Origin of the sequence: Bradyrhizobium sp. CCBAU 11434, from assembly GCF_028128895.1 — a bacterium.
In the GTDB taxonomy this organism is placed as follows: Bacteria; Pseudomonadota; Alphaproteobacteria; order Rhizobiales; family Xanthobacteraceae; genus Bradyrhizobium; species Bradyrhizobium zhengyangense.
On the sequence record NZ_LBJX01000095.1, the window covers coordinates 136547 to 148651 of the forward strand.

Sequence of the window (12105 nt, forward strand, 5' to 3'; positions counted from 1 at the left end):
GCTCCCTCTTAAACCACCGCACCCAAAATCATCGCACGCGCCCGCCGGCCCTCCGGCGTCGGCATCAGCGCGTAATTGTGAGGCTGGTTCCGCCACAGATGCAACTCGACCGGCACACCAGCTGATCGTGCTCGCGCGGCGAGATCGACGCTGTCAGGGTAGAGCAGATCGCGTGTGCCCGAAAAGATCGTCATCGGCGCCAGCTCTCTGAACGCGCCGTTGAGCGGGCTGACGAAGGGATGGCCGACATCGAGCTCGCCGGCATAGAGCCGCCCGGCCTCGATGATGCCGGGAATGTCCTGGATCGGATCGCGCGCGGCGATCTCCGCTTGCTCGGGGCGGCTGACAGACGCGTCGGCTCCAGGCGAGATCAGCACCAGCCGGTTCGGCTGGCGGTGACCGCGATCGCGCAGCCATTGGCACGCCGCAAGCGCAAGACCCGCGCCGGCCGAATTGCCGACCACCGTGACCTTTGCCTGCCCCGCATCCTCCAGCAGCATCCGCAACAGCTCGGCCGTCGCAGGCACGACATCCTTCGCAGTGGCGCGCGGCGCCAACGGGTAGATCGGCACGACGCAGACGACGCCCGCTTCGCGTGTCATCTGGCCGACAAAGCGCCAATGCGCCGGCACGATCTCGTTGATGTAGCCGCCACCATGCAGGAACATGACGAAGTTGCAGCCCTCATGGCCCGACGACGGCGCGGTGTAATAGACCGGCCAGCCGCCCATCTTGGTCAGCATCGCATCGACGCCGGGCCCCAAACCCGTCGGCTCGAATGATGCAGGCTCCAGCGCGAGTTTCTGCACACGTGCCTGCACGGCTTCCGCGGAGGCGAGCTGCTGCTTGTAGGGAAGCTGCCGCAGCAGCAAGTTGAACAGCCGGCTCTGCAGGCTCGGCGCGGGATCGCGCCGGGCGCGCGGACTGAACACGCAACCCTCAGGGCAAAACTGCAAGGCCGATACGATCCTGGCAACGCTCATGGCCACATCCCCATCTGGCTCGTCCGACGCGGCGACAAAGAGGCTTGCTGACCCGCCGCCACTTGCCGTTATAATGCGAGCATTCGCTCGCTTTTCCAACTCGCATTCGGATCACAAGGCCGTGGCCCACAAAGCGCCGACAAAACCCCGAAAAAGCGCCTCGCAGCGGCGATCCCGCGCCACCGTCGACGCGCTGGTCGAGGCGACTGCTCGCATTCTGGTCAAGGACGGTTTCGAGAAGACGAGCACCAACCGGATCGCCGAGGCCGCCGGCGTCAGCGTCGGCTCGCTGTATCAATATTTCCCAAGCAAGGAGGCGCTCGTCGCGGCCGTGATCGATCGTCACAACGAGGAGATCATGGCGATCGTCCGTGCAACGCTCCTCGAGGTTGCCGACATGCCGATCGAGAAAGCCGTGCGTCGCCTCGTCACCGTCGCGATCGACGCGCACCGCATCAACCCCAAACTGCATCGCGTGCTCGCCGAGCAGATCCCGCGCGCGGGCAAGCTCGACGTCGAAGCCTTCAACCGCGAGGTCCACGCGCTCGTGCGCGCCTATCTCGACAGCCGTCGCAAGGAAATGCGCAGGATCGACCTCGATGTCGCGACCTTCATCTGCGTCAGCGCCATCGAAGCCGTCGCGCACAACACGGTACTGAACCAGGCCGAGACGCTGCCGGACAAGATCGTGCGGACGTTGGTGGATGAGACGACGCGGATGGTGGTGGGATATCTGCGGCCATCCGCCTAGCATTCGTTCCTGAACCAGGTCGTCGCTGGACGTCATCGAATCAAGGCCGCGATCGATTCGCGGGCGACCAGAGCGACACGCCTCACCTCGTTACCTAACTGCCGCAATTCAAGAAAGCGTGCGCCAAGCTATGCCGGGGTTGAATCCTGCACGGAAGGTAATTACCTGACAAAGTCAGATGATTCAGTCACCAGAATGGAAGGCGATCGCCATCGCAGGGACCGTTGCGTGCGTCTCGATGTCGCTTTTGGCCATCGACGCAACGCTGGACCTCAACGTCGGCGGGCTGACCAAACGCCTCCAAAGCGCGCAAGCCTCCCTCGTGGACACGATGGGACAGTATCAACTTGCCTTCGCCGTCCCGACCTGGGCTCGTGGCAAGCCTCCTGCGGACCTGTCCTGTCCGCGCGGCGGGTGCTGACCGCCAGCTACTAACAACGGATTGCTTGAAGGACAGCCGATCGCTTGCCGATCCCGCGATCGCGCAAGCACTTGGCCATTCTCTGAAGAAAATGGTCGGAGCGAGAGGATTTGAACCTCCGACCCCTAGTCTCCCAGACTAGTGCGCTAACCGGGCTGCGCCACGCTCCGAACGTCGTTCCATTAGCTAGGATCGGAGCGATGCGCAAGGAGAGCCACACCATTTTGGTGTCTTCGCTCAAAGCTCCGGAACTGACCGCAAAGCTGAGGTAAAGCGCGGTCAACCGTCCTTCAGCGCCTGATCCAGCATTTCCCGGCAGGCGACCAGATCGGCGAGCACCCGTCCCAGCCGTTCCCGGTCCAGCGCGCTGGGGCCGGCCGGCGCGGCTGATGTGCCGCCCTTGCGGAAAGTGGTGAGGATTTCCTCGTCGTCGACCTCCGTGAAGCGGAAGTCGATGCCTTCCTCCTCGTCGCCCTGGTAGTCGTCATCGTCGGCATCCGTGATGCCCTTGATGGGCGGCTCGTCGTCGGGCTCCATCAGGCTCGCGCCGATGGCGTCCTCGATCGCCCCGAACGAGACCGCGGCTGCACCGTCGGCCAAGCCCTGCACCGATTTGACGCCGTGCTCCTTCAGGATCCGCTGCACCCCGCGGATGGTGTAGCCCTCGCCGTAGAGCAGGCGGCGGATGCCCTTGAGCAGGTCGACATCGTCAGGGCGGTAATAGCGGCGTCCGCCGCTGCGCTTCATCGGCTTGATCTGGGAGAAGCGGGTCTCCCAGAACCGCAGCACGTGCTGCGGAATGTCGAGTTCCTGCGCTACTTCGCTGATGGTTCGGAACGCATCCGGCGCCTTGTCCAAATGCCCGTCCTTTCCGAATGGCGGTTACGCCTCGGGTTGAGTCTTGCTGGCATCGCCATTGGTGCGGTGCTGGGCGTTGATCCGCTGCTTCAGGATCGCCGACGGCTTGAACACCATCACCCGGCGCGGCGAGATCGGCACCTCGGTGCCGGTCTTCGGATTGCGGCCGATGCGCTGGCCCTTCTTGCGGACCATGAAGGAGCCGAACGAGGACAGCTTCACCGTCTCGCCCTTCTCAAGGCAATCGGTGATTTCCTTCAGCACGAGTTCCACGAACGCAGACGATTCCGTCCGCGACAGGCCCACCTTCTGGTAGACGGCCTCGCAGAGATCCACACGCGTTACGGTTTTACTTTGATCGGTCATCGCCCTGCCCCACATCACGGCGAACAATTGTTGTCTGAAATTATGAACTTACGTTACGGCGGTCAACACCGTTCATCAATGCAGACGCATCGATATCGGCGCAGATTCCGGCAAAATTTTATCTGATGTGGCTTTACCAGCGCACCAGCGCCGAGCCCCAGGTGAAGCCGCCGCCCATGGCCTCCAGCAGAACCATGTCGCCGCGCTTGATGCGGCCGTCCTTGCGCGCCACCGACAGCGCCAGCGGGATAGAGGCCGCCGAGGTGTTGCCGTGGCGGTCCACCGTCAGCACCACCTTCTCCGGCGCGATATGGAGCTTGTGCGCGGAGGCGTCGATGATTCGCTTGTTGGCCTGGTGCGGCACGAACCAGTCGATGCTGTCGGCATTGAGCCCGGCCGCCTGGAAGGCGTCGACGATCACGTCGGTAATCATGCCGACCGCATGCTTGAAGACCTCGCGGCCCTCCATGCGGAGGTGACCGACCGTCTGGGTCGAGGACGGCCCGCCGTCGACGAACAGTTTTGCCTTGTGCCGGCCGTCAGAGCGCAGATGCGTCGTCACCACGCCGCGGTCGGTGGCAGCCTTGCCCGGCTGCTCCTGTGCCTCCAGCACAACGGCGCCCGCGCCGTCGCCGAACAGCACGCAGGTGCCGCGATCGTTCCAGTCGAGGATGCGCGAGAACGTCTCGGCGCCGATCACCAGCGCGCGCTTGAAGGCGCCGGTGCGCAGGAAATTGTCGGCGGTGGCCAGCGCGAACACGAAGCCCGAGCACACGGCCTGCAGATCGAACGCCGCACCATGGTTGATGCCGAGCCCGTGCTGCACGGCGACCGCCGTTGCAGGGAAGGTGTTATCGGGCGTCGAGGTCGCGAGTACGATCAGCTCGATCGATTGCGCATCCACGCCGGCATCGGCAAGCGCGGCCTGCGCCGCCTTGATCGCCAGATGGGAGGTGAATTCGCCCTCGGCCGCAATGTGCCGTTCGCGAATGCCGGTGCGCTGGACGATCCATTCGTCGGACGTGTCGATACGCGCCGCCAACTGGGCGTTGGTCACCACCTGCTCCGGCAGATAAGAGCCGCAGCCGAGCACGACCGAACGAATTTGAGTCACGAAACAGCCTCCTGCGCGGTCTGCACGGAATTGAGTGCACTACCCTCGCGGTTGAGCATCTGATTGATCTTGTTCAGGAGATCGTAGTGAGCCATCTCATAGCCAACATCGATCGCATAGGCAAAGCCTTCGGCGTTGATTCCGCCGTGGCTCTTGACCACAATCCCGTTCAGCCCGAGCAGAACCCCACCGTTCGACTTGTTCGGGTCCATCTTGTCGCGCAGGGCCTGGAAGGCATTGCGGGCAAACACATAGCCGATCTTGGAGAGCCAGCTCCGCTGGATCTCGTGACGAAGTAATTCCGCCATCTGGCGCGCGGTTCCCTCGGCGGCCTTGAGCGCGATGTTGCCGCTGTAGCCCTCGGTCACGATTACATCGGCCATCCCCTTGCCGATGCCGTCGCCTTCGACAAAGCCGATATATTCGAGTTCCGGCAGGTTCATCGCGCGCAGCATCTCGGCGGCCTCGCGGATCTCCTCGTGCCCCTTGATCTCCTCGGTCCCGATGTTGAGCAGGCCGACCGTGGGGCGCTTCTTGTCGAACACCACGCTCACCATGGCTGCGCCCATCACCGCGAGCGCCACCAGATGGCGCGCATCGCCCCCGATCGTGGCGCCGAGATCGAGCACCACTGACTGGCCGCGCGTGGTCGGCCATATCGCTGAAATGGCCGGGCGATCGATGCCAGGCAGGGTGCGCAGATGGAACCGGGCCATCGCCATCAGCGCGCCGGTGTTGCCGGCGGAGACCGCGACATCGGCCTCCCCCTTCTTCACCGCGTCGATGGCGAGCCACATCGAGGAGGTCTTGCGGCCGCGTCGCAGGGCCTGGCTCGGCTTGTCCGAGCCGCTGACGGCGACGTCGGTATGGATAATCCTCGATACGGCCTTGAGCTGGGGATGCCGATCGAGCTCGGGCTCGATCCTGGCGCGGTCCCCAACCAGCAGGAATTCAGTGTCCCGATGCCTCGCGAGGGAAATGGCTGCGCCTGGAATGACCACGGCAGCGCCGTCGTCGCCCCCCATGGCGTCCAGCGCGATGCGAACCTTGCTTGGCATAAAAGTCCCGGAAACCTGGTCTGGTGCGGTCCTGAACGAGCGGGCCGCAAAATGGGTTCGCCATGGACATGGCGACCGGCCAAGCGCCACGCCGCACCCGGACCGGGGCGCGACAATAGCGTTTTGTTATCCCGAAACAACCTCTTGCCCCCAGCCTTTTGGACTAAGGGCGACCTGCTGGCCGGCGCTCAGATTTATAGAAATATCATAATAATCAAACGGATGAGCCGGCCTTTCAAACCGGTCCAGTAAGGACCTCACGCCACGCGGGACAGCGGTCTTACGGGGGAATGCCCAGCTATTTGCCTTTCTTCTTGCCCTGCTGGTTGTCCTGGAGCGCCTTGAGCGCCGCGAACGGATGGTCCTCGGGATCGAGAGCAGTGACTTCAGTCTCGAACACGACACCCGGCTTGCGGGGATAAGGATCGATCGCCAGGAACAGCGCGTCGGTCGCAATCCGGCCGAGGTCGATGATCCCGTTGACGATGGCCTCGGGCGGATCGGCGACCTCCGACGGCTCCCCGTCGTCGTCCTGCCCTTGCTCGATCAGGTCCTCCAGCCGCCGCGTCTCGGCCTCAGGCGCAAAAGTCAGATCGACCTCCTCGTCGATTTCGCTCTCGATCGGATCGAGCGTGACCACGCAGGTCTGGCCGACCCTAGCCCGGACCCGGCCAGTGACCTGGACCCGGCCGCCGCTCTTCGGCTCGACGTCGAAATCGGCATGGGCCGACAGAATGTCGCGCAGGCCGGCGAGATCGGCCATGGCCCGACGCTCGGCCGCCGAAGCTTCGAGCTCACGGTGAAGCCCCGTATCGGGAATTTGCGCCACCGTTACGGGTGAACGCCAGGGATCCGGTCCGGACCCGGTCATCGATCGGTTCATGACGTCTCATCCTCCCGAAGCGGCGCGGGAAACCTGAAAGAGTCTTGCAACAGGGCGGAATCGCCGGCCTGGCCGAGATCGGCATCAGCCACCTCCGCATAGGCGGCGAGCCGCCTCGCCTGATCCAGCCCTGAGCCATTCAAGATATTCTTGCAGATCGCTTGCGCCAGCGCCTCCGTGCCCGCCGCGATCGCCTGGTCGTAAGCCTGGACGCGGCCGTAAAAAGCCTCGCCGAACGCCCGCATCCGCTTCGGGACGGTCTGGTCGCCCACGCCCATCTCGCGCAGATTGTCGTCCATGTCCTCGCAAAAGCGATCAAACAGGGCCTGCGACAGCTCCGCACCGCCCTGGACGACAGTCCGCAGCCGCCGCAGCAACAGCCAGAGGTGCAGCAACAACAGGTCGAAACGGCCGTTAACCGTATCAGGCACGCCCAAGTCCCGGTAAAATATGGGTTCTCGCGCCTGCGTCACGATCATGCCATAGATGGCTTCAATGGTGCCGGCCGGGGCTAGCCGGGGTTTCCTGAAGTGATTGAACGGCCAAAGCATTGTGGTTTCCGCAAGCGGGCGCGCGCGAGTTGCATTCAGAGCCTCCGCCCGGTACTTCAGCGCCTCGCGCGACGCAAGGGGACGGAATCAGTTCCGCTATGACGATAACGAACCAGACCAGCCTGCGCGCAACTCGGCGGCGCGGCCTTCATGCACGCTGGCGCATGCTCGTGGCCGTGGCTCTGGTCGGCGGCGCCCTTGCGGGCTGCACCGGCGAACAATTCCAGAAGGGCTACATCCTGCCGCCCGGCGCGCTCGAGCAGATTCCGATCGGCGCGAGCCAGGACCAGGTGCTGATCGTGATGGGCACGCCCTCCACCGTCGCGACGCTGGACGGCGAGGTGTTCTATTACATCTCGCAGCGCTCGGAGCGCGTGGTCGCCTTCATGAACCAGAAGGTGGTCGATCAGCGCGTGATCGCGATCTATTTCGACAAGAACCGGCGCGTACGCCGGCTTGCGAATTACGGCCTCCAGGACGGCAAGATCTTCGACTCCATCAGTCGCACCACGCCGACGTCGGGTCAGGAGATGAGCTATCTCGCGCCGCTGTTCAAGCTGCTCAGCTTCAACTGAGATCGTGAGCTGACACCGTCTGCCTGCGGCGTCGTGACGCTCTTCGCGCGGCGCTTGCGCTTGCACGCGACTTGCCGTTGTGCGCCCGGTTCCCTACGCTCTCTGCAAAACAAAAAGCAGGGAGAGGATAGGTGCCTAAGAAGCTTCGGACGAGATTGTTGTCCCGCCGTCGGGTACTCGTCGGCGCCGCGGGCCTGACGGCCGCAGCAATCCTGCCGCGACCGAGCCTTGCCGATTGGAAGCCGACCGAGAACGTCCGTATCATCGTGCCGGCTGCGGCCGGCGGCTCGACCGACGTGATGGGCCGATTGCTCGCCGCTCATCTCCAATCCGCCTGGGGCCAGACCGCAGTCGTGGAAAACCGCTCGGGCGGCGGCGGCACGATCGGGACGGCCGAGGTCGTTCGTTCCAAGGCCGACGGCCACACCATTCTGATCGGCAACCCCGGTCCGAATGCGATCGCCTACAGCATCTTCAAGAACCTCACCTACAAGCCGGACCAGCTCCAGCCCGTCTCCAACATGATCCGGATCCCCAACATCGTGTCGGCGCATCCGAAGACCGACATCAAGTCGGTCGCCGAGTTGATCGCCTATCTGAAGGCCAATCCGGACAAGCTTAGCTACGCCTCGTCAGGCGTCGGCCAGAGCCCTCACCTCACCGGCGCCTGGTTCCTCCAGCTCACCGGGCTGAAGATGACACACATCCCGTTCCGCGGCGCAGGCCCCGCACTCCAGGCCGCGCTCGCCGGCGACATCCAGGTCCTGTTCGACAATCTCTATCCGAGCCTGCCGCAGGTGCAGAACGGCACGCTCAACGGCCTTTGCGTCACCACCACCGAGCGCAGCGAGCTCGCACCGAACCTGCCGACCATGCGGGAGTGCGCACCAGAGCTTGCGAATTTCGACGTGTCGTCGTGGTTCTCGGTGTTTCTGCCAAAGGGCGTCCCTGCGCCCGTGCTCGACGCGCTCAATCTCCAGGTCAAGGCGATGCTGGAGCGCGACGACATCAGGAAGCAGATTACCGCCATGGGTGCGCGCGCCGACTACGGCACACCGCAGCAATTTGCGGACTTCGTGGACGCCGAGACGAGGAAGTTCGCCGGCATCATCCAGAAGGAAGGATTGCAGATGGACGTGCAGTAGCTCCTCGGGTGGACAACACTGTGCCGCAACTCCGACCTGCTTCCGGGCTGGTTTCAGACAGGTTCGGCCGACGGCTGCTGCACCAGACCGGCAATCGCCGAAATCGAGTCCAGGCGCGTCAGGTCGAAACCGATGTCGGAGAAATTGATCCCGTAATCGGTCTCGATGCTCATGATCAGCTCGACCGCGTCGAGTGAATCGAGACGCCCGCTGGTGAACAGAAGATCGTCGTCACTCAGCGGCGAACTGTCGCCCTTCATGATGAGGCGCTGCGTGATGTAGTGCCGCATCCGCGATCTGACTTCAGGGCGCGCTGTCGTGGTCATGTCGTTACTCCCAGGAGATAGAACAGGAATTCGGCGCGTTGCCAGAGCGAGTGCTCACGGTCCAACGGCGCATCAAAGATGTGAATGAGACAGAAGAAGCTGGAGACCCACAGGCAAGGCAGCAAACGGCCGCGCAGCCATCCTTTCGGCGCCGGCTGCGGTACGCGACGCATCTGCGAGAGCCCCACGCTGACGGCCAGGATGAACGTGTAGAATGCGTGGGATTGCTCGCCGATCACGGCCCGCCAAAGCCCCATTTCGCCGACGAAGTGAATGTCGCGGATGAAATGGAACAGCAAATTGCCGACACAGGCCGCGGCAAAGGTGGCGAAGAACATGCGAAGCCGGCGATGGCCGCGGAAATAGCGAACAAAGGTCGGGTAGAAGAAGTGATCGACCAGCAGCTCCTTGTAGTAGAAGTAATAACGGTTCCAGAACTCGGCCAGCGTCGCCGACTCCAGGGGACGATAGGTGTTGCGCAACAGCCGAAAACCGGCGAGACGCGCCGTCGCGACGATGGTGCCGCCGAACACGGTCATGCTCAGCAGATCGTCGACAAAGAAGACCACAACGCTCGCCCACCCCACCAGGCGCGGCTGGGGATGACCTGCGAGATATTGCAGCAAATTGTCGTCGAACATCGGAAGCCGCAACTGACCGTGGACAAATTCGCCGATACAGATCTTGCCGATCGCCAGGATCAGGACCCAGGCCGCAAGCTTGACGCCCTTGAGCTGCGTGACCGCGAGCTCCTCCGACGTCTTGGCCTCGAAGCGGCGGAGATAGGACAGTCCCTTGCCGAACGGCGTCAGCGTCGCTCCCCAGAAGGGATGAAAAACGCTCAGGTGCTGCCACACCGGAGATCGATCCTTGACCGAATCCATCAGACCGTAGGCAAGGAACCACAGATACGGCTGAAACGTCATCAGGAACGACCACAGCAGAACGCGCGGTGTGCCGGCCATGAAACTGGCCTGCGTGACGCCAACAAGCGCCAGGAATGCGAGTAGCAGGCTGAGCGTCGGGCGGCGGAGCGTGATGGCTCCCGCCCTTTGCATGGCCAGCAATCCCGAGAACAGCACAAACGTCACGGCCACCATGGCCGCGTCAAGCAGCGGCTGGTCGATCCGGTCCGCAACGCCTTCGTCGATTGCCATCCGGGCAAGAAACGCGCGGTCGACCAGGAAGCCGTTGCTGCAAAGCAGGAGCAAGGTCGCCAGAAAGATCAGGACGCGCCGATATCGCCCCGCGTAGGCGCAGGCCAGCGCCAGACCCGCGGCCGAGAAGTCGATATTGATCTGCCAGAACAGCAACGCCAGCAGCCCGACCGCGCAGAAAAGCAACACGCGGCCGCGAGCCTCCTGCACACCCGCCACGAGTGTCGGGTCACGATCGATTTGAGGGATCAGCCGCCATGGCGGCTTCGCGAGCAAACCCGTCGCCGCACCATCATAGGGCTGGCTCTCGACGCTCATCGGACAACGCGTGTGGACGCTGCGGGCTTTGGCATCTACGAGGCCCTTGCGACAGCTTCACCGAGCAGCGATGCCACCGAGCGCCTGTCCGCCTTGCCATTGGCGTTGACGGGAATGTCTTCGAGCCAGATGAACCGGCTCGGCACCATGTAGGCGGGAAGATGCGCGGCGCAGTGCTGGCGCAACTCGCTCTCCGTCATTTTCGCACCCGCATAGGCGGCCAGTAGCCGGCTTGCGCCTCCGGCATCGTGAAGCACGACGGCCAGCGCACGCGTGACCCCCTTGCATGCGACCAGCGCGTGATCGATCTCCTCGAGCTCGACCCGGTATCCCCGAAGCTTGACCTGATTGTCGGCACGGCCACGAAAGCGGAGCACACCAGTGCCAGCTTCGGCCTCGACCAGATCACCGCTGCGATAAAGGATCGATCGGTAGCCCTCAATCAATGGATCCTGACGGAAGCGACGAGCGGTCTCTTGCGGATTGTTGATATAGCCGAGCGCAACGCCCGGACCTCCCAGCCACAGCTCGCCCGCCGTGCCTGCGGGAACGGGTTTCATGTCGTCGTCCAGAATCCGGTAGCTGAAATTGGGATTGAGCTTCCCCAAGGGAGCCAACCCCTCGACGGTGTCGAAGGTGGATTCGACGATCTCGAAACCGCTGCAGATGCAGCTTGTTTCGGTCGGGCCATAGCAATTGATCAACTTCGCCTTGCCGGCGAACGCGTCATAGAACCGGCGAAGTCGCGCCAGCGGAAATCCCTCGCCGCCGAACATGAACCGGCTGACGCTCGGCAGCCAATCGGGACTCAACAGGTGCATGGAGTCCAGGAACATGAAGAGTGTCGGAACGGCGAAGAAGAACGTGCACTGATGCTTCGTGATCTCCGACACTAGCTCGGCCGGAGGCCGCCCCTTCAGCGCGTCGAGCGCAACGATCGCGGCCCCGTTCAGCAATCCGGCATAGATGTCGAAGACTGAATTATCGAAGTAGATCGGATTGACATTCGTCAACCGATCGCCGGATCCAATGCCAAGATCGTGCTTCGCCCACGCGATCAGGTGAAGCACGCCCTGATGCGGGATGACCACGCCCTTCGGCTCGCCCGTCGAGCCCGACGTGAACATCACGTAGGCCGGATCAACCCCGGTGATCAAAGCGGTTTGCGGCAGGTTCGAATCGTCAAGGCGCGACACGGCATCACGCAAGGCCGCGCGGGCGTCGGCATCGCCAATCACTGCCCGCGCGCCAAATCCCTCGCGCACACTGACAATCAGCGCCGGGCGGCATCGCTCCAGCATCAGCCGGGCGCGTTCCGCGGGGGCAGCCGGATCAAGGAACGCATACGGCGCTCCGATCTTGATGCAAGCCATGGCGAGAGCATAGGCTTCGGCCATCTTCGGCAACTCGAGACAGACCACCGCGCCCCTGTCGACGCCTTGCGAGGTCAGCCATCGCGCCAGCCGGTTTGCGGAACTGTTGAGCTCCGAAAAGGTGAAGCTCTCGCCTTCGCAGAGCAGGGCGACGGCGTCCGGCGAGGACGCGACGACCTGTTCAAAATGCAGCGCCAGATTATGAGCCGTCATCTTAGGCCTCAAC

13 protein-coding genes and 1 tRNA gene are annotated in these 12105 nt (G+C 63.4%); 3 read left to right on the plus strand and 11 right to left on the minus strand.

The features are described 5' to 3' along the window. Nucleotides 1-8: 8 nt before the first annotated feature. Complete coding sequence (locus XI06_RS26260) at nucleotides 9-983, minus strand: alpha/beta fold hydrolase (RefSeq protein ID WP_271606882.1); 975 nt, start codon at nucleotides 981-983, stop codon at nucleotides 9-11. Between the two features lie 121 nt (nucleotides 984-1104). On the opposite strand from XI06_RS26260, the gene XI06_RS26265 reads away from it, so the two are divergent. Beyond that, the gene (locus XI06_RS26265; RefSeq protein ID WP_237873904.1) at nucleotides 1105-1734 is read left to right on the plus strand and encodes a TetR/AcrR family transcriptional regulator; all 630 of its coding nucleotides are present in this window, start codon (nucleotides 1105-1107) and stop codon (nucleotides 1732-1734) included. 513 nt (nucleotides 1735-2247) lie between these two features. Here the strand turns inward: XI06_RS26265 and XI06_RS26270 are convergent. The 7 genes from XI06_RS26270 to XI06_RS26300 all read right to left on the minus strand — a co-directional run bounded on the left by XI06_RS26270 (nucleotide 2248) and on the right by XI06_RS26300 (nucleotide 6985). Continuing rightward, a tRNA-Pro gene (locus tag XI06_RS26270) sits at nucleotides 2248-2325 on the minus strand. Nucleotides 2326-2434: 109 nt separating this feature from the next. Continuing rightward, the gene (locus XI06_RS26275) at nucleotides 2435-3013 is read right to left on the minus strand and encodes a MerR family transcriptional regulator (RefSeq protein WP_237861771.1); all 579 of its coding nucleotides are present in this window, start codon (nucleotides 3011-3013) and stop codon (nucleotides 2435-2437) included. A gap of 24 nt (nucleotides 3014-3037) precedes the next feature. After that, entirely contained in the window at nucleotides 3038-3379 is a 342-nt protein-coding gene (locus XI06_RS26280) for an integration host factor subunit alpha (RefSeq protein WP_237861769.1), read from the minus strand. A 133-nt stretch (nucleotides 3380-3512) separates the two neighbouring features. Then, the gene (locus XI06_RS26285; protein WP_271606883.1) at nucleotides 3513-4493 is read right to left on the minus strand and encodes a beta-ketoacyl-ACP synthase III; all 981 of its coding nucleotides are present in this window, start codon (nucleotides 4491-4493) and stop codon (nucleotides 3513-3515) included. Next, nucleotides 4490-5551, minus strand: a complete 1062-nt coding sequence (plsX, locus tag XI06_RS26290; RefSeq protein WP_237861765.1) for a phosphate acyltransferase PlsX — start codon at nucleotides 5549-5551, stop codon at nucleotides 4490-4492. The genes XI06_RS26285 and plsX overlap by 4 nt, the downstream gene beginning before the upstream one ends. A gap of 298 nt (nucleotides 5552-5849) precedes the next feature. Beyond that, entirely contained in the window at nucleotides 5850-6434 is a 585-nt protein-coding gene (locus tag XI06_RS26295) for a YceD family protein (protein WP_237861763.1), read from the minus strand. Next, the gene (locus tag XI06_RS26300; protein WP_237873905.1) at nucleotides 6431-6985 is read right to left on the minus strand and encodes a ubiquinol-cytochrome C chaperone family protein; all 555 of its coding nucleotides are present in this window, start codon (nucleotides 6983-6985) and stop codon (nucleotides 6431-6433) included. The genes XI06_RS26295 and XI06_RS26300 overlap by 4 nt, the downstream gene beginning before the upstream one ends. Nucleotides 6986-7083: 98 nt before the next feature. Here XI06_RS26300 and XI06_RS26305 point away from each other — a divergent pair, with 98 nt between their 5' ends. Together XI06_RS26305 and XI06_RS26310 are read left to right on the plus strand one after the other, a co-directional pair. Then, the gene (locus XI06_RS26305) at nucleotides 7084-7560 is read left to right on the plus strand and encodes an outer membrane protein assembly factor BamE (protein WP_237861759.1); all 477 of its coding nucleotides are present in this window, start codon (nucleotides 7084-7086) and stop codon (nucleotides 7558-7560) included. Between the two features lie 131 nt (nucleotides 7561-7691). Continuing rightward, a complete protein-coding gene (locus XI06_RS26310) occupies nucleotides 7692-8705 on the plus strand; it encodes a Bug family tripartite tricarboxylate transporter substrate binding protein (protein ID WP_271606884.1) in 1014 nt (337 codons plus the stop codon). 53 nt (nucleotides 8706-8758) lie between these two features. Here the strand turns inward: XI06_RS26310 and XI06_RS26315 are convergent, their stop codons facing one another. The 3 genes from XI06_RS26315 to XI06_RS26325 are packed head-to-tail and all read right to left on the minus strand — an operon-like array spanning nucleotide 8759 to nucleotide 12092. Then, on the minus strand, nucleotides 8759-9031 hold the full coding sequence (locus XI06_RS26315; RefSeq protein ID WP_237861755.1) for an acyl carrier protein: 273 nt from the start codon (nucleotides 9029-9031) through the stop codon (nucleotides 8759-8761). Then, nucleotides 9028-10506 carry a hypothetical protein gene (locus XI06_RS26320; protein WP_271606885.1) on the minus strand — a complete coding sequence of 493 codons (1479 nt, stop codon included), beginning with the start codon at nucleotides 10504-10506 and terminating at the stop codon, nucleotides 9028-9030. The genes XI06_RS26315 and XI06_RS26320 overlap by 4 nt, the downstream gene beginning before the upstream one ends. 35 nt (nucleotides 10507-10541) lie before the next feature. Beyond that, entirely contained in the window at nucleotides 10542-12092 is a 1551-nt protein-coding gene (locus tag XI06_RS26325; RefSeq protein ID WP_271606886.1) for an amino acid adenylation domain-containing protein, read from the minus strand. Nucleotides 12093-12105 lie beyond the last annotated feature (13 nt).

Excerpts from the sequence above, each read along its gene's own strand:
- XI06_RS26260 (WP_271606882.1), bottom strand. The coding sequence starts at position 983 with ATGAGCGTTGCCAGGATCGTATCGGCCTTGCAGTTTTGCCCTGAGGGT.
- XI06_RS26280 (WP_237861769.1), bottom strand. The coding sequence starts at position 3,379 with ATGACCGATCAAAGTAAAACCGTAACGCGTGTGGATCTCTGCGAGGCC.
- plsX (WP_237861765.1), bottom strand. The coding sequence starts at position 5,551 with ATGCCAAGCAAGGTTCGCATCGCGCTGGACGCCATGGGGGGCGACGAC.
- XI06_RS26295 (WP_237861763.1), bottom strand. The coding sequence starts at position 6,434 with ATGAACCGATCGATGACCGGGTCCGGACCGGATCCCTGGCGTTCACCC.
- XI06_RS26300 (WP_237873905.1), bottom strand. The coding sequence starts at position 6,985 with ATGCTTTGGCCGTTCAATCACTTCAGGAAACCCCGGCTAGCCCCGGCC.
- XI06_RS26305 (WP_237861759.1), top strand. The coding sequence starts at position 7,084 with ATGACGATAACGAACCAGACCAGCCTGCGCGCAACTCGGCGGCGCGGC.
- XI06_RS26315 (WP_237861755.1), bottom strand. The coding sequence starts at position 9,031 with ATGACCACGACAGCGCGCCCTGAAGTCAGATCGCGGATGCGGCACTAC.
- XI06_RS26320 (WP_271606885.1), bottom strand. The coding sequence starts at position 10,506 with ATGAGCGTCGAGAGCCAGCCCTATGATGGTGCGGCGACGGGTTTGCTC.
- XI06_RS26325 (WP_271606886.1), bottom strand. The coding sequence starts at position 12,092 with ATGACGGCTCATAATCTGGCGCTGCATTTTGAACAGGTCGTCGCGTCC.